Genomic DNA, 16527 nt, shown 5'->3' with positions numbered 1-16527 from the left:
TACATCTTATAAAAACTTACCCGCCAATATACCTTACCACTTACGTAGAAAAAGAGTCTTACTGAATATTCTACGAATACTCGTAAGACCCCTTTACCAAACATTCGGTTTACTAGAAACTATAGCTTGTTTTCACCCATATTGTACGTCCCGGTTCATTAAGCCTGATAGTGGCAGGAATTCCGTCAACGGCAAAACCAGCCCGGCTGACAAACTCTGCGTAGTTCTTATCAAACAAGTTATCCACTCCAGCCGCAATAACCATATTCCGGGTTGGACGATAAGCTGCGTTCACCGAAAGAATACCAAAACCGCTACTCCGCCCGATATCCAGGCCCACTTCACTGCCGCTGCCTATATCATAACGGGTTTGCGCCTGTACACCACGCCATAACAGACCAGCCTCTAGTTTCTCTCTGTTGTATTTCAAGCCAATGGTTGCTTCGAGAGGGGGCACTTGGGCCAGCGGCTTGCTGCCCGTTTCGTTAGTGCCGTGAACATAGGCAAGTGTGGCTGTAACTGTCCAATGATCCGCCAGGCGATAAGCCGCATCCGCTTCACCGCCAAACAGGGTAGCATCAACATTACTCGCAGATGAAGTTCCTGTAATCAGGATAAAATCTTTAATATCAGCATAAAACACCGATACGCTCGCCTTTAGTTTCCCTGCATCATATAAAAGTCCTGTATCGAGCTGAGTGTTTTTTTCCGGTTTCAGAAAGAAAGTACTGTTGTTTGCGCCTTTGGTTCTCTCCCAATAGTCGGCAGGACGCTGTGCATGGCCAATGCCGATGAAACTAGTGAGAGGAGAGTTGGCATAATCATGCTCGTACCGTAAGAAAGCTCCGTAAGTATGATCTTTATCCGCAGCCGTTACCTCTGTCAGCTTTTTCACTTCCAGGCTGTCTGCCCTAATTCCGGCCAGCAGCCGGTTATGGCTATCCAGCGTGCGCTTAATATCACCAAACAGACCGTAATTTGTAAAAGCTAGATCAGGGTCTCTCTTTAGTGACTTGTACTCTGTCCCCATTCCTCTTTTGGTATGCTCATTTTTCTGATAATCAAAGCCCACATTCGCTTCGGTCGCCGGACTCAGCAGAAGTTTAGCCGACATTCTCCCCCCCTCTGTTGTCCGGTCAACGTTACTGACCCTGGGCCCCATCATCCCGCTGGGGGTACGGAAAGAAAAATTATCCATTACGTGATCCACATAATTATGATATGCCTTAAATTCCAGACTGACGAGCAAAGTACTCAGATTCTTCTTTTCATAGGTAAAGCTATAATTTTTTTGATCAAACTTTGTCCCATCCATCATGCGGCCACCATAAGCTGCTTCTGCCGTACTGGTATCAATGGCAAATTCATAAAGCGTATTGGCATCAGGTGTCAAACCGACTATACCGGTCAGGCTTTGACGGGTATAAAAAGAATGTACTTCGTTGCCTGCACCATCTGTATAATTATCTGCATGCGATCTTGTTTTGATAATTCGTACATAGCCTGTGGTATCACCGGCTGTTACATCAAGCAATTCATCATTGCGGCCATTACTGCCGAACAAAGCGCTGGTATTTAACCGAATATCAGCCTGTTGAAAAGGGGCGGTTTCGCGCTCGAACAGTACCGTACCGGCCACATTGCTGCCGTACCGGACGCTCTCAGGCCCTTTCAGTACGGTAATGCTGCTAAATGCTTCCGGGAAAGCATAAGAAGTAGTCGGATCCATCCGGTTAGGGCAGCCGCCCAGCTGGGATGTTCCATCAAGCAGAACATTCAGCCTTGTCCCGCCAAGCCCCCGCAGCAGGGGATCACTGCCTGTCCCTCCCTGGCGCACGACGGAAAAACCGGGAATATTTTTTAAGTATCCGCCGCCATCAGCTGCCGGCACAGGCTGGCGCGGCGCTTTGGGATCAGTCTGTATTACCAGCGGTTCCGTCATGCGGTGAGAGGTTACAACGATTTCTTCCAAGGTAAAAACCTGCTGTTCTCCCTCACCTTCCCCAGCCGCCAAAACCCAGGGCGGATTAACCAGCAGGACAGTAAACGCTACAAGCAATTGGGCTGCAATTTTATGCAGATTCTTCATTTGTACACTGCCGCCTTACCGCTGACAGATTGACTGGCAAAAGTACCTGTAAAGGCTGAAATGCCGTCAACCGTATTGCTTTTTGTCCCAATTGTGACCGTAAGCTGACCATCCTTAATGGTAAAGCTGTATAGGCTGCAGCAATCCAGGCTTTTCCTGTCCATTTGCAAAATACGATCTCCACTCTGAGGAAAATAAGCGGTAACATATTGATTATCAAATTGCAGCCGTACTTCAACAACTCCTGTCTTACTCTCTACTGGTATTGCCAGATAGGCATCACTGCCATTCGGACTGAACAGCTCATGAAATTTCAAGGTACCGCTTGCCGGTTCACTAAAAAATGAGTAGGAGAGCAGAGCAGTATTCTTGCTGGCTGGCATGGTAAACTGACTAATGGACTGAGAACCAGGAGCAGCATATGTAATAGGAATAATTATCAATAATAACAGCGCGAATACAAACAAACAGTATCTTGTCACTACCTTTTTGTTCATACAGTCAACCTCCTGAATTTAGTTATCATCAGCTTTTTTTAGCTATATTTCCCTTCTATCCACTCCCCTTTTCATCTGACACATTAAATAGCCAAACTTACTTTTTTGAAATAACCAGATCTTTCCGTACATTTTTATTGATAATGATATTCAGTTATACGTCTATTATAAACCTGACTAGTTTCTTGTCTACTATCCTAAAGTACTATTTCATACTGATTGTGCCTGCCGTCCGTTTTATCTCCGTGTGGTGCATTGACAAATTGCTTAATTCCGATTACAGTCAAAACTAAGTACGCATGATATTTCCTGCCAGGAGGAAGACTTCGTTGAATATTACCAGAATGAAATGGTTGGCTGCTATCGTTCCGGCAATTTGCATTGGCCTGTTTGAATTTGCCAGACACGAATATCTGCACATTATTTCCATGAGCTGGGGTAATGTTTTAGCAGCAGTCTTAACAGGCTTGCTGTTTATTTTGTTCTCCCACGGCATATTTACCTTAATGGAAAACCTCTATGGAAAACTGCAGCAAGAGAAACAGGAAACTGCCATCCTGCAGGAACGCTACCGAATTGCCCGGGAGTTGCACGACAATATTGCCCAGTCCTTATTTTTTATGAATGTGAAATTGCTTGAGATCGAATCATCCTGGAAAAACGGCAAAGAGCCCTGGCCGGCAATCACAGAATTAAAAGAGGCAATAAAGCTGACCGACACGGAGGTTAGACAGCAAATTTTCGCGCTGCAAACAGTTGCTCCACCGGATGAAGCCGTCGAACTTTCGTCTGCAATACGAAACCGGCTGCAGCAGTACGAAGCGCAAACCGGCACAATAACAGACTTGGCTGCTGTCTGCAGCAGTACCGACAGCTTCAATTCTGATCAGCAGCAGAAGCTTGTCCGCATCTTTCAGGAATTACTATTTAATATTCGCAAGCATGCTGAAGCAAGCCGGGTTAGTGTAAGCCTGGCTGAGCAAGACGGAACCTTTAGCATGACCATTCACGATAATGGTAGAGGATTCGCTTCTGAAGATATTCTGCAGAAGCAATCCTCTTTCGGTTTTAAACTTCTGGAGCAGGATCTTCATTCCATTGGAGCAGATCTCAAAATTACAAGCACTCCCGGTAACGGCACAACTGCAATTGTTACTGTAAAACCAACGAAAGGGAGTTACGATTTTGACAACCAAAGTGTTAATCGTTGATGACCATCTCTTATCGCGCAAAGCAATCGCAAGCATTCTTTCTGTTAATCCCTTATTTGTCATCGCAGGCGAAGCCACTACAGGCAAAGAAGCGTTGGAAAAAGCGCAGCAGCTTACTCCCGATCTTATTCTAATGGACATTCGCATGCCCGATGGGAATGGCTTGGAAGCAACCCGTTTAATCAAAGCAAAGTTACCTTCTGTCAAAATTATTATTCTTAGTGTATCTGATGACGTGCAGGATTTTTTTGAAGCCATTAAGCTTGGAGCACAAGGCTATTTGCTGAAAAATATGGAGCCGGAAAACTGGCTGGATTATATTGTCAGTATTGCCCGCGGTGAGGCTCCCATTTCGCGTGCCCTGGCAGTGAAAATCCTACAAGAATTTGCCGGGCAGAAACAAGCTGTTTGTGACCATAAGCTGTCGGAGCGGGAAAAGGAAGTTTTACAGCTCATCACGCAGGGGCTCAGCAACAAAGAAATTGGCGAAGCATTATTTATCAGTGAGAGCACGGTTAAACATCACTTACGCAATATTTTAGATAAACTGCACTTACAAAATCGCATGCAATTAATTGCCTACGCTTATAAAAACGGTCTTGCCGGAAATTAGATTTAAAAGCAAGAAGCCGCGTCCTCAAAGACCGGCTTCTTTGTTATCGTGCATTCAATACCCATGCTGCCATCGTAATAATGATACTTACAAAAATGCTTTCTACAATTAAGTTTGCTACATCATAAATACTTCTTTTCTTGCGATTGTCCTCAGGCTGATTAGAAAGATCAATCGTTTTGCTCCAGGTGTTTTTCATCCATTGACCCTCCCAGTCGGTTGATTAAGGAACAGTATCATTTGTGGCAGAAATCGCATCAGACCTTTAGTAATTAACCGTTTTTCAATCTTTTATTCTCTTTATAAGGCTTTCTGCTGACCAGCGTCCTTTTTTGGTTAATAAAAAAGGCTAAGGAGCATTACCATGCACCTTAGCCTTAGTCGTCGGCTTAGCCAACGCATTTAAACTTCCTAAGTTGTCTGCTGTCATTATTTGCTTTGCATTACTCTGGATTATTGGGCGACTTTTCTAACCTGATCGAGAAAATACTCATTCAGTATGCGAATATAGGTCCCTTTCGTTCCCAGCGATTTAGACTCAATCAATCCAGCACTTTGACATTTGCGCAGCGCGTTTACAATAACCGACCGGGCAATACCTGCTTTGTCTGCAATCTGACTTGCTATAAACAAATTCTCTGTTCCATCTATGCCGCTGCAAATATGGCTGAGTACCACCAATTCCGAGTAAGACAAAGCATTGACAGCGATTTGGCTGCATGCCTGCCTGCGCGCTTCCTCATCGATATTATCCGACTTGTCTCGAAAAATCTCAGCACCTACAACGGCAGCTCCATATTCTGCCAATACTAAATCAGCATCGACAAATGCTTCCTGAAATTTAGCGACTATCAGCGTCCCCATTCTTTGTCCGCCGCCGAATATGGGAATAATTGTAGTATACTTTTCAGTGAACAGGCAATTTGTATTTTCACTAAAAGCACACAGTCTGCCTTTGAGAGTCTTATTTGGCGAAACCTCATTTACACGCAGCAGCCACTCCGCATAATCCGCCGGAAAAATGCCTTTCTGCAAAACCTGTTCATCCATTAGCCGGCATTCAAAATTATCCAGCAGGCTGTAGCCAAGAACATGTCCGGCTTTTCCAACAATATACACATTAGCAGGCATTACGTTGCTTAAAATCGCAGCAAGCTCCGCATACTGCATTCTTTCCGATTTTTGTAACGCCTTATTAATGATCCGTATACGATTTAATAATAGTTCCACTAAACCCACCCTTATCTATGCTAAATTTCCATAATATAAGCCTAAAAAAGCAGAAAAAGACCGTTCAGATGCAGCTCTGCCCGGCCTTCAGATGATTACTGATCGGCTTATCATTATCATAGTATAGCATTAAAAGCTAAAACGCGTCAATGATAGTAAGAACTATTATTGATAAAGACCCACTGTTTTTTATCAGCACCTGGAATATTTAGTCAACCACTGTATTATGTTTGCGAAGATCTTTCATCATCCTTCGTCGACGCGAGCTTATGAAGATGATGGCAATTTTCCTTTTCCTGCATTACTTCTCAGCAAATATAGATTGAAATCTTGCTGTTCAAGCAGTATAGTTTGAAAGTAACCAAATTCACGTTAAGGTGGTCTTCTCTCATGAGCAATACAGCTGATTTTGCTTTGTTATTTTATAAAGATGAAGTATTAGTTGAAGTTCAGGGTAGTACGCTTAGCTTCCCAGCCAAAAACGATAGCAAGTTTCTCCATATACCTCTGCCCCCATTGCAATATACCGGTACAGCTAATGGTAATCACTATTTCGCTGCCGATATTACCAGTAAACCGTCTTATGCCGGCTTTACTTTTATTAAACTGCGCAATCTTGCCGACAGCTTTGCCGAGCAGTGGCGGATGGTTTTCCGCTCCTATCACTTAATTCACTGGCTGAAAAACAATAAATTCTGCGGTCAGTGCGGCAATGCTATGGAAATAGCAGCACACGCCCGCGACTTTGCCGTAACATGTCCGACCTGCAGTCATATTGAATATCCCCGGATTTCTCCTGCTATTATTGTATCGGTTATTAAAGGCAGGCAAATTCTGCTGGCACATTCTACTCGCTTTCCGGCAGGCCGTTACAGCGTTTTAGCCGGCTTTGCCGAACCGGGGGAAACACTGGAGGATTGCGTCAGAAGAGAAATCCGTGAGGAGGTGGGAATTGAAGTGGAGAATATTCAATACTTCGGCAGCCAGCCCTGGCCTTTTCCGGATTCCCTGATGGTCGCCTTTACCGCTCAATACGCGAGCGGTGAAATAACGGTGGATCATGATGAAATAGACGCCGCCAGCTGGTTTTCTGCTGCAGAGCTTCCCGACATACCGGCCAAGGGAAGTATTTCCCGGCAGCTCATTGACGCCTTTGTAAAGACAAACAGCTAATATCATGCCGAAAAACAGGGCTGCGCAATTAGGTTATAATACCTAGCTGCGCAGCCCTGTTTTTGTTAGTTCCTCACAATATCTTTTAATTGCCGTTTCGGTACATGATGTACCTGCTGTTCATCCCGCCAATATTTAATATCCCCATCGGCCTCAATTTCTTCAATGACAACCGTTTCTTTCGGTTTGCCCAAGGCAATAACCAGCAGGATCTCCAGGTTTTCCGGCATGTTGAGTACTGCCTGCAGCTGGGCATGCTTAATGTTGGCCAGAATGCAGCCGCCTAATCCCATTTCTGTTGCGCCAAGCAAAATCGTTTGCGCGGCAATACCCGCGTCAAAAGCAGTAGCCATTTTATAAGCCTTATCCTGTACGACAATAATATAAGCTGCAGGCCTTTCCCCCGCAACAGGGCCATCCCAATCTCTTAAATATCCGGCCCACCCCAGCGTCTCAAATACTTGTCCGTTAAGCGTTTTATCTGCAGAAAGATAATAATGTAACGCTTGCTTATTTGCGCCGGAAGGAGTCAGCCGGGCATAGTCTATCAGTGTCAGCAAAGACTCCCTTGTGATCTCTTCTTCCTCAAAAAAACGCCGGTAGCTGCGATTTGCTTTTACCATGTCACGAAACATTAAGCCCCACTCCTCATTCTTTTAGTAAACCGAACAGCAACTAGATCCCACAGGTTATTAGGATATTTTATGAGCTGTAGCCTGCCGGTTGGTAAATACCAGCAGTTCATCATAACCAAATCCTTTAGCATATTCTACTGCCATCTCAATATACCTTCCGCAATCCTCAGGCCGATGTGCATCAGAAGATAAAATAATCGGCAAATCATACTTCCGGGCCGTTCTCATAAACTCCGGATAGGGAGATATTTCTTGTACCGGATACCGGTATAGGGTACCGGTATTAATATCTATCGCCATACCGGCCAGTTTCACGGCAGCTGCGACACGCTCTAAATAAGGCTGAACATCAAAATCAGGAAAGTTTTTAAATAAGCGGATGTTAAAGGGGTGCCCCAGAATATCATAGATTCCGGAAGCGCATAACGCTTCTACTTCTCCCGTATACCATTCATACATATCCTGCAGCTTATACTGATCCCAGACAAACTTAATATCGGCAAAATCATAACCCCAGCCCCGTAGAAAATGAATAGAGCCAATGATGTAGTCAAATTGAGCCTGCGATAAAATTTCCTTAACGCGAGCCTGATTTTGAAAATTACAAACCTCAATCCCCATCTTGACCGGATAGCCTTTTTCCTTTAAGGAATTCATGAAGCGCTGGTAGTCCTGCAAGCTATACCGGAACTTGTTTTTCGTCAGCCATTTGCTTTGGAATTGTCCTACCGGAGACTCATCCCGCACCAGTTCTTCATAGTAAAGATCTTTAAATTCGCTGAAGCCATGGGTATGCTCAGATATGCCGATCTCATCAATGCCCCGCTGGCTTGCGTGATCAAAAAAGCCCTGCACCCAGTCAAAATCATAGCTGCCGTATTCAAAATGCATATGATAATCAATGCGCATAAAAAGCTCATCTCCCTGCGTGAAAAAGGTATTTACGTATTAATTAATTGTATCATATCTATATCTTAAAAAGAACTGGCGCCGTATTAGAACGACGCCAGTACAAAAAAGTTCCCTTGTCTTATATTACTATTTCAGATTGTAGAATACGGCACGGCCTTTGTACTCAGCCATATCACTTAATTCTTCTTCAATTCTGAGCAGTTGATTGTATTTGGCAACACGGTCGGTACGGGCCGGTGCGCCTGTCTTGATTTGACCTGCGTTAACAGCTACAGCAATATCGGCAATTGTGGAATCTTCCGTTTCGCCGGAGCGATGAGAAATAACAGCCGTATAACCAGCCCGTTTGGCCATTTCAATAGCATCAAAGGTTTCTGTCAGGGTACCGATTTGGTTGACTTTGACCAGAATGGAATTGCCCACGCCAACTTTGATACCGCGGCTTAAGCGCTCAGTATTCGTTACGAACAGATCGTCACCGACCAGCTGAATTTTGCTGCCAAGTTTTTCTGTAAGCAGCTTCCAGCCATCCCAATCTTCTTCGGCCATGCCGTCTTCAATCGAAACAATGGGGTATTTCGCAACCAGATCGGCATAATACTCCACCATTTCCGCCGGAGTTTTAACAAGCCCTTCGCCTTCGAGATGGTATTTACCGTCTTTGAACATTTCAGAAGAAGCTACGTCCAAAGCCAGGGCAATTTGTTCGCCCGGTTTATAGCCTGCTTTTTCGATAGCAGCCATAATGACTTGCAAAGCCTCCTCGTTAGAGGCCAAATTAGGCGCAAAGCCGCCTTCATCACCAATTGCAGTGGCCAGCTTACGGTCATGGAGCACTTTCTTCAGGTTATGATAGACTTCTGCGCCCATGCGAAGAGCTTCTGCAAATGAACCTGCGCCTACCGGCATAACCATAAATTCCTGAATATCCACATTGTTGTCGGCATGCTGGCCGCCGTTTAAAATATTCATCATCGGTACAGGCAGTTGTTTTGCATTAAATCCGCCGAGATATTGATACAGGGAAATACCCAGAACAGCGGCAGCCGCTTTGGCAACAGCCATGGACACGCCCAGGATTGCATTAGCACCCAATTTCGCTTTATTGGGCGTACCATCAAGCGCAATCATCGCTTTATCAATACCGATTTGATCAATGACTTCCATGCCTACAATCTCAGGAGCAATAATTTCGTTAACATTTGCTACTGCTTTCAGCACGCCTTTACCCATATAGCGTCCTTTGTCGCCATCTCTGAGTTCGACAGCCTCAAACATACCGGTGGAGGCTCCGGAAGGAACAGCAGCCCTTCCGACAATGCCGTCTTCCAGCACAACGTCTACTTCAACGGTGGGGTTACCACGGGAGTCCATAATTTCGCGGGCAAATACATCAGTAATGATTGACATATACTCACTCTCCACTTTTCGTTTTATTTTAGCAGCAAACTTTTGCCTGTCATTTCAGACGGAGCTTTTATACCGGCCAGGTCGAGAATAGTAGGGGCAAGATCAGCAAGAATTCCGGGCTGCAGTGTTCTGCCCCGATGGGCGTCCGATACTAACAGCAGCGGCACCTGATTGGTAGTATGAGCCGTGTAAGGTTCGCCGGTGACGGGATCAACAAGCATTTCAGCATTGCCATGATCAGCCGTAATCAGAACGATTCCGTTATGTGCCTGCATAGCTTCTACAACCTTGCTGACACATCGATCAACAGTCGTTACTGCTTGAACAGCAGCAGTAAGCTTGCCTGTATGCCCTACCATATCACAATTGGCGAAGTTAAGAATAATCAAATCGTGCTTGCCCGAATGTATCTCCGCGACCAGCTTTTCAGTAACCTCTACCGCACTCATTGTTGGCTGCAAATCATAAGTAGCCACTTTCGGTGACGGAATAAGCAGGCGTTCTTCATTCGGAAACGGGACCTCTTCACCACCATTGAAGAAATACGTTACATGCGCGTATTTCTCCGTTTCAGCGATACGCAGCTGGTGAAGCCCAGCTTTGCTGAATACTTCACCTAACGTATTTGTCGGCAGTTGCGGCTTATAGGCTATTGCCACATCCAGTGACTCCTCATATTGCGTCATCGTGGCAAAATGGAGCGGAAAAAAACCGTTGCGACGGTTAAACCCATCAAACGATGCATCCACAAATGTACGTGTCAGCTGCCGGGCCCGGTCAGGCCGGAAATTAAAGAAAATAACTCCGTCCTGCTCTTTTATGCCGCAGTCGCCACAGCCATCAATAACGGTGGGCAGGACAAACTCGTCTGTTTCCGTGCGGCTGTACGCAGCCTGAATAGCAGCAGCTGAATCGGCAGCGCGCTCACCTTCCCGGTAAACGAGCGCGGCGTAAGCCTTCTCAACCCGCTCCCATCGTTTATCGCGGTCCATTGCATAATAACGTCCGGCAATGGTGGCCACACGGCCAATTCCCAGTTCCGCGATTTTCGCTTCGAGCTGCCGTAGAAAATCCACTCCGCTTGAGGGGGGCACATCCCGCCCGTCTAGAAAAGCATGAACATATACACGGTCTATACCGGCAGTTTTTGCCATTTCCAGCAGAGCATAAAGATGTGTGATGTGACTGTGAACACCACCGTCAGACAGCAGGCCCATCAGATGCAGCGCCGAACCACTTCGTTTGACCTGTTCCATAACAGCAGTAAATACAGGGTTAGCAAAAAACCGTTTTTCCCGGATGTCCTTGGAAATGCGGGTCAATTCCTGATAAACAATACGGCCGGCCCCAATATTTAAATGGCCTACCTCAGAATTACCCATCTGACCTTCAGGCAGCCCGACGGCTTCACCGGAGCAGGTCAGCGTAGTTGCAGGATAAAGCTCCGCCAACTGCTTCATATGCTTCGGTTCTGCCAGGGCTATGGCATTGCTGGGATCATCGCTTCTTCCAATACCCCAGCCATCTAAGATGACAAGCGCAATAGGGGTTTGTAACTTAGCCAAGCTGCCTCCTCCTCTACTTGAATTTTACTATTTTTGCAAATGAATCCGCATCCAGGCTGGCACCACCGACAAGTGCTCCGTCAATGTCACTTTTCGCCATTAACTCGGCAATATTTTCGCCTTTGACGCTGCCGCCATATTGGATACGCACTTTTTCGGCACTTTCGGCACCTGTGATTTCGGCAACTACCTGACGGATAAAACGGCAGACTGCATTGGCATCCTCAGCAGAAGCAGTCCGTCCCGTACCGATTGCCCAAACCGGTTCATAGGCAATTACCATTTCCGCTACCTGCTCCGCAGACAGGCCTGTTAAGCCTTGCCGGACCTGACGGCCTACTACGCCCTCGGTAATACCTGCTTCCCGCTGTTCCAGTGTCTCTCCGACACACATGATGGGAATAAGCTCGTTAGCAAAGGCAGCTTTTACTTTTTTGTTTACCGTATCATCGGTTTCACCAAAGTATTGACGGCGCTCCGAATGACCGATGATTACATATGTGCAGCCGACCTCTTTGACCATTGCCGGAGCAATTTCTCCGGTGAAGGCCCCTTGAGCTTCCCAATGCATATTTTGTGCCCCTAATCGCAGCGGCCCTTCACAAATAGCCAGATGTACGGGATATAAAGCCGTAAACGTAGGACATATAACAATTTCTACATCCGCAACTCCGGCAGTAATACCGCATAATTCCCGCACCAGGGCAAGCGCCTCACCAACCGTTTTGTGCATTTTCCAGTTACCGGCAATAATGGGTTTACGCATAACGTACCCTCCTATTCTTTATCAGCCAAAGCGGCTATTCCAGGCAGCACTTTGCCTTCCAGATATTCGAGCGAAGCACCGCCGCCTGTTGAAATGTGGCTGATTTTACTGGCAAGGCCCGTTTTCTCAAGAGCGGCGATCGAATCTCCGCCCCCTACGATACTGACGGCACCGGAATCAGCCACCGCTTTGGCTACCGCTTCAGTCCCTTTCGCAAAAGCATCCATCTCAAAGACGCCCATAGGTCCGTTCCAGACAACCGTCTTTGCACCGGCAAGGGCCTGAGCAAAGGCTAGCTGTGAATCCGGTCCGATATCAAGTGCCATCCATTCCTCGCCAATGGCATTAACTGCAACAACTTTATGCTCTGCGTCGGCCGCAAACCGGTCGGCAATCACTACATCCGTAGGCAGCAGCAGCTTAACTCCCCGCTTTTCAGCCTGACCGATGAGCGACCGGGCCAAGTCCAGCTTATCCGCTTCTACCAATGATTTGCCCGTAGCGTAACCACTTGCCGCAATAAACGTATTGGCCATGCCGCCGCCAATTATCAACGTATCCACTTTTTGCAGCAGGTTTTCAATAACGCCGATTTTGTCACTGACCTTTGCTCCGCCGATAATAGCAACAAACGGACGCTCGGCATTTGCCACCGCGCCTCCGACAAAAGTAATTTCCTTTTCCATCAGAAAGCCAGCTACGGTAGGAACAAAACGGGTAATCCCCTCTACAGAGGCATGAGCCCGGTGCGACACACCAAAGGCATCATTTACCGCGATATCGGCAAGACTGGCAAGCTCACTGGCAAACGTACTGTCATTCTTTTCTTCTTCCTTATGAAAACGCAGGTTTTCCAACAGCAAGATCTGTCCCGGCTCCAATGCCTTCGCCTGGGATTGAGCCACTGGGCCAATGCATTCCGGCGAAAACGCCACGTTCCGGCCAATTAACTCGGCCAGTTTCCTGCCAACAGGAGCAAGAGAAAATTCGGCAACAGGAGTTCCTTTAGGCCGTCCCAGATGGCTGGCAAGAATGACGGCAGCTCCCTGTTCCAGCAAATATTTCAACGTCGGCAAAGTTGCCCGTATCCGGGTATCATCCGTAATCTGACCACTTTTATCCATCGGAACATTATAGTCTACCCGTACAAAAACTTTTTTGCCGGCTACATTAACATCGCAGATCGTCTTCTTCTTCACTACGCCTGCCTCCTTTATCAACTAAACGGGAAATAACGACAATATGAGATTGCCGTACTTCTCGATGAAGCGTTATGGCAATCTCATATTGTCCATTATTTATACTGTCTGCTTACAGACCTTTGCCGACGATGAACCGGATCAAGTCTACTACACGATTGGAGTAACCCCATTCGTTATCATACCAGGAAACAACTTTCGCCATTGAGCCTTCAACAACCATTGTTGACAGTCCATCGACGATGGAGCTGTGCGGATTGCCGTTGTAGTCACGGGATACCAGCGGCTCATCCGAATAAGCCATGATGCCTTTTAGTTCACCTTCAGCAGCTTTCTTCAAAGCAGCATTAATTTCTTCGGCAGTTGCTGCCTTATCCAGTTCTACTACCAGGTCGGTAATAGAAACATTAGGAGTAGGCACGCGCATAGCAAAACCGTTCAGCTTGCCTTTCAGTTCAGGCAGTACCAGGGATACCGCTTTGGCAGCACCGGTAGTGGTAGGAATGATCGACATAGCGGCAGCACGGGCACGACGCAGGTCACTATGCGGCAAGTCAAGAATTTGTTGATCGTTTGTATAGGAGTGAACAGTTGTCATCAAACCGCGCTTAATGCCGAAATTTTCATGAAGCACTTTGGCGAAAGGAGCCAGGCAGTTCGTGGTGCAGGAAGCATTAGAAATGACGTTATGCTTGGCGGCATCGTATTTATCGTGATTAACGCCCATAACAATGGTAATGTCTTCGCCCTTGGCAGGAGCGGAAATGATGACTTTTTTGGCCCCAGCCTTCAGATGGGCAGCAGCTTTTTCACCGTCAGTAAAACGGCCGGTTGACTCAACAACAACCTCTACTCCCAGCGTACCCCAGGGAAGGTTAGCCGGTTCCCGCTCAGCAAGAACTTTAATTGTTTTCCCGTTAACGACGATATTGCCGCCTTCCGCTTTTACCTCAGCATTCAGCGTACCGTGTATCGAGTCATATTTCAGCAAATGAGCCAGAGTTTTTGCATCAGTAAGGTCATTAACCGCTACAATTTCCACATCCGGGTTGCCCAGCGCCGCCCGAAACACATTGCGGCCGATACGGCCAAATCCGTTAATACCAACTTTAGTTGCCATGTATGAATTCCTCCTCAAAATTATGATGGTTTATAATAGTCCGGACTCTCCTGGCTGCTGCCTCATCGGTAACTAATACCGACTGACCGCCGGCGCTGGTTACAGCTACGATGGCCTGGGCTTTATCGCTCCCGCCTGCTACTGCCACAACCAGTCCGATGCTTTCCAGTTCGTCCAGACGTAACCCCACACTATTCGTAACATAAACAATTTCTCCCTGGAGACTGCAATAATGTCCTAATGCCTCACCAACAGCTCCGGTAGCAAGTATCTCAGCTACAGCGGCCTCAGACATATTTCTGCGCACAGCCATTTCCCGGGCCTGACCGATGCCGTGTATGAGAATGTCGGCATGACGGATCATATCGGCTACCATTCGCATGTTACTGTCATTTTCCAGGATAATTTCCAGCGACTTTTCACTTAAGCCATCCGGAATATGCAGCATCCGGTATCTGCCGCCAAGCTTGGCAGCCATTACAGAGGCCACCGTATTCGCCTGGAACTCCACTTCTTCTCCCAGACCTCCCCGGGCAGGAACAACCGTTACCGCTGCTGCTGAAGCCTGGACAGCTTCTGCAACCACCGCCATTGTTGAACCACCGCTGACGGCTATTGTGCTATTATTTCCTAAATACTGGCTCAATACTCCGGCTGCAGCCCTGCCTAACTCACGGCGGGCAGCCTGATCTTCTTCACTGTCACCAGGAATAATGACCACTCGTTTCAGCTTCAGCTTACTCGCCAGCTCTTCTTCCAGGTCGGTCAGGCCATGCATGAGGCGGATATATTCAGCCAAATCAGCTAATATCGCTGTTCCCTCACGGGTAATCGTCATGCCCAGCGGCGTAAAATCCACCAGACCGGCACTTTTCAAAAAATCCACCTGAGCCCGGATGCCCCGCTCACCCATGTCGAGCATTGCAGCCAGTGCCCGCCGGCCAACAGGCTGCGAAAACTGAATATGTCGCAAAATATTATACCGGTCTTCAATAATTGTAATTAGTTCTGGCGCAATCTTGCGATGCAGCCGAGCGACATCTTTCACGCACATTCTCCTTCGGGGTCTACCGTGTCCCACCGGTACAAATTATGTCCCACGATAAATATAGCATTACTTACCACTTATTACTCTTCGCTGGGGATAGAAAAACTCCTGCTCCATTATCAATTTAATATTTTTTTGTATACGCTGGTGGCAGCTGCATGTTTCTTGCTTTCATTACTTCACGCAGCAGCGCAGGCTGGTCGGTAATGAGGCCGGCAACACCTAGATCCATCAATTCCTGCATGTCCTGGCGGTTATTTACCGTCCAGGGTATGACAGGCAGTTGATTGGCAGCAGCCTCTGCCATCATGAATGTATCTACATCCTGGTAATAAGGGGAAAGAACATCTGCCCCTACAGCTTTTGCCGTCCTTACCATACTATTATCATAATCAGCCGGATTCATTCCTGCCAGCCAGGGTGACAGCCCGCTTTCATCCGCTTGCCGGCATTCACTGTCAGTCAGTGCCGCGCAGGGTATTGCCGGATCAAGCTTTTTGCTAGCCATAAGTGTACGCCAGTCAAAGGACTGTATCATCACCCGGTCACGCATGGCAAACTGATCCACAACAGCCAGAACAGACCGGCAGAATTCAGCAGGCAATGGGCTCCAATCAGGGTGCCCGGGATAACATTTGGTTTCCATATTGAAGCGGATAGAGTCAGCACCATAGTGCTGCACGAGGGTAAACACTTCCGCTAAAGTCGGAATCGGCTCCCACTTTACCGCCTGCTGATACTGGCCGTATTTCGTCCAATAATCTGTACAAGCCCGGTTAACTCCCCCAACGTTATACCGGCGTAACTCTGCAAAGGTCATCGCATAAATAACAGGCTCATAACCCGGTGTTATCCATTGGCCGCGTTCATCACGGGCCAAATACCAGGACAACACCGGGTTATGGCTGATTACTACAACATTGTCAGCCGTAACATGCATATCGAGTTCAAGGGTAGAAACCCCCAGGCGAATGGCGTATTCAAAAGCAGCCAGCGTGTTTTCGGGCCGGGCCATCCTGCCGCCGCGGTGGGCCTGTAAATCAAAAGTATGCATGTTAC

At 47.1% G+C, this 16527-nt stretch carries 16 protein-coding genes; 3 read left to right on the top strand and 13 right to left on the bottom strand.

The annotated features are described in order from the left end of the window. Nucleotides 1-112: 112 nt before the first annotated feature. Both EV210_RS14535 and EV210_RS14530 read right to left on the bottom strand, forming a co-directional pair. Nucleotides 113-2089, bottom strand: a complete 1977-nt coding sequence (locus EV210_RS14535; RefSeq protein ID WP_132081961.1) for a TonB-dependent copper receptor — start codon at nucleotides 2087-2089, stop codon at nucleotides 113-115. After that, nucleotides 2086-2586 (bottom strand): hypothetical protein, encoded by a 501-nt coding sequence (locus EV210_RS14530; protein ID WP_132081959.1) that lies wholly within the window; start codon nucleotides 2584-2586, stop codon nucleotides 2086-2088. The genes EV210_RS14535 and EV210_RS14530 overlap by 4 nt, the downstream gene beginning before the upstream one ends. Nucleotides 2587-2915: 329 nt before the next feature. Here EV210_RS14530 and EV210_RS14525 point away from each other — a divergent pair, with 329 nt between their 5' ends. Together EV210_RS14525 and EV210_RS14520 are read left to right on the top strand one after the other, a co-directional pair. After that, the gene (locus EV210_RS14525; protein WP_165898913.1) at nucleotides 2916-3797 is read left to right on the top strand and encodes a sensor histidine kinase; all 882 of its coding nucleotides are present in this window, start codon (nucleotides 2916-2918) and stop codon (nucleotides 3795-3797) included. Further along, entirely contained in the window at nucleotides 3772-4410 is a 639-nt protein-coding gene (locus EV210_RS14520) for a response regulator (RefSeq protein WP_132081956.1), read from the top strand. The genes EV210_RS14525 and EV210_RS14520 overlap by 26 nt, the downstream gene beginning before the upstream one ends. A 43-nt stretch (nucleotides 4411-4453) precedes the next feature. On the opposite strand, the gene EV210_RS22685 is transcribed toward EV210_RS14520, so the two are convergent. Continuing rightward, entirely contained in the window at nucleotides 4454-4609 is a 156-nt protein-coding gene (locus EV210_RS22685) for a hypothetical protein (protein WP_165898912.1), read from the bottom strand. A gap of 254 nt (nucleotides 4610-4863) precedes the next feature. Continuing rightward, nucleotides 4864-5640 (bottom strand): GTP-sensing pleiotropic transcriptional regulator CodY, encoded by a 777-nt coding sequence (codY, locus tag EV210_RS14515; protein ID WP_132081954.1) that lies wholly within the window; start codon nucleotides 5638-5640, stop codon nucleotides 4864-4866. 390 nt (nucleotides 5641-6030) lie between these two features. Between codY and nudC the strand changes: the two genes are divergently transcribed. Next, complete coding sequence (gene nudC, locus EV210_RS14510; RefSeq protein WP_132081952.1) at nucleotides 6031-6813, top strand: NAD(+) diphosphatase; 783 nt, start codon at nucleotides 6031-6033, stop codon at nucleotides 6811-6813. A gap of 65 nt (nucleotides 6814-6878) precedes the next feature. Here the strand turns inward: nudC and EV210_RS14505 are convergent, their stop codons facing one another. The 9 genes from EV210_RS14505 to EV210_RS14465 all read right to left on the bottom strand — a co-directional run bounded on the left by EV210_RS14505 (nucleotide 6879) and on the right by EV210_RS14465 (nucleotide 16522). Then, a complete protein-coding gene (locus tag EV210_RS14505; RefSeq protein ID WP_132081950.1) occupies nucleotides 6879-7448 on the bottom strand; it encodes a nitroreductase family protein in 570 nt (189 codons plus the stop codon). A gap of 57 nt (nucleotides 7449-7505) precedes the next feature. Continuing rightward, nucleotides 7506-8357, bottom strand: a complete 852-nt coding sequence (locus tag EV210_RS14500; protein WP_132081948.1) for a histidinol-phosphatase — start codon at nucleotides 8355-8357, stop codon at nucleotides 7506-7508. A gap of 129 nt (nucleotides 8358-8486) precedes the next feature. Continuing rightward, a complete protein-coding gene (gene eno, locus EV210_RS14495; protein ID WP_132081946.1) occupies nucleotides 8487-9770 on the bottom strand; it encodes a phosphopyruvate hydratase in 1284 nt (427 codons plus the stop codon). Between the two features lie 23 nt (nucleotides 9771-9793). After that, on the bottom strand, nucleotides 9794-11335 hold the full coding sequence (gpmI, locus tag EV210_RS14490) for a 2,3-bisphosphoglycerate-independent phosphoglycerate mutase (protein ID WP_132081944.1): 1542 nt from the start codon (nucleotides 11333-11335) through the stop codon (nucleotides 9794-9796). 13 nt (nucleotides 11336-11348) lie between these two features. Next, nucleotides 11349-12101, bottom strand: coding sequence for a triose-phosphate isomerase (gene tpiA, locus EV210_RS14485; protein ID WP_132081942.1), 753 nt, complete (start codon nucleotides 12099-12101; stop codon nucleotides 11349-11351). 11 nt (nucleotides 12102-12112) lie between these two features. Beyond that, nucleotides 12113-13300, bottom strand: a complete 1188-nt coding sequence (locus EV210_RS14480) for a phosphoglycerate kinase (protein WP_132081940.1) — start codon at nucleotides 13298-13300, stop codon at nucleotides 12113-12115. 112 nt (nucleotides 13301-13412) lie between these two features. Next, entirely contained in the window at nucleotides 13413-14420 is a 1008-nt protein-coding gene (gene gap / locus EV210_RS14475; protein WP_132081938.1) for a type I glyceraldehyde-3-phosphate dehydrogenase, read from the bottom strand. After that, entirely contained in the window at nucleotides 14410-15474 is a 1065-nt protein-coding gene (locus tag EV210_RS14470; protein ID WP_132081936.1) for a sugar-binding transcriptional regulator, read from the bottom strand. Before EV210_RS14470 ends, gap begins: the two co-directional genes overlap by 11 nt. A gap of 118 nt (nucleotides 15475-15592) precedes the next feature. After that, nucleotides 15593-16522: a glycerophosphodiester phosphodiesterase gene (locus EV210_RS14465; RefSeq protein ID WP_132081934.1), complete on the bottom strand. Its 930-nt coding sequence runs from the start codon at nucleotides 16520-16522 to the stop codon at nucleotides 15593-15595. Nucleotides 16523-16527: the final 5 nt, after the last annotated feature.

The sequence above is a fragment of the Anaerospora hongkongensis genome, from assembly GCF_004339805.1.
GTDB lineage: Bacteria > Bacillota > Negativicutes > Sporomusales > DSM-15969 > Anaerospora > Anaerospora hongkongensis.
The sequence above is the reverse complement of the archived record's forward strand: the minus strand, read 5'-3'. Positions and strand labels throughout refer to the sequence as shown.

Coding starts and splice junctions, on each gene's coding strand:
- EV210_RS14535 (WP_132081961.1), bottom strand. CDS start 2,089: ATGAAGAATCTGCATAAAATTGCAGCCCAATTGCTTGTAGCGTTTACT.
- EV210_RS14530 (WP_132081959.1), bottom strand. CDS start 2,586: ATGAACAAAAAGGTAGTGACAAGATACTGTTTGTTTGTATTCGCGCTG.
- EV210_RS22685 (WP_165898912.1), bottom strand. CDS start 4,609: ATGAAAAACACCTGGAGCAAAACGATTGATCTTTCTAATCAGCCTGAG.
- nudC (WP_132081952.1), top strand. CDS start 6,031: ATGAGCAATACAGCTGATTTTGCTTTGTTATTTTATAAAGATGAAGTA.
- EV210_RS14505 (WP_132081950.1), bottom strand. CDS start 7,448: ATGTTTCGTGACATGGTAAAAGCAAATCGCAGCTACCGGCGTTTTTTT.
- EV210_RS14500 (WP_132081948.1), bottom strand. CDS start 8,357: ATGCGCATTGATTATCATATGCATTTTGAATACGGCAGCTATGATTTT.
- eno (WP_132081946.1), bottom strand. CDS start 9,770: ATGTCAATCATTACTGATGTATTTGCCCGCGAAATTATGGACTCCCGT.
- tpiA (WP_132081942.1), bottom strand. CDS start 12,101: ATGCGTAAACCCATTATTGCCGGTAACTGGAAAATGCACAAAACGGTT.
- gap (WP_132081938.1), bottom strand. CDS start 14,420: ATGGCAACTAAAGTTGGTATTAACGGATTTGGCCGTATCGGCCGCAAT.
- EV210_RS14470 (WP_132081936.1), bottom strand. CDS start 15,474: ATGTGCGTGAAAGATGTCGCTCGGCTGCATCGCAAGATTGCGCCAGAA.
- EV210_RS14465 (WP_132081934.1), bottom strand. CDS start 16,522: ATGCATACTTTTGATTTACAGGCCCACCGCGGCGGCAGGATGGCCCGG.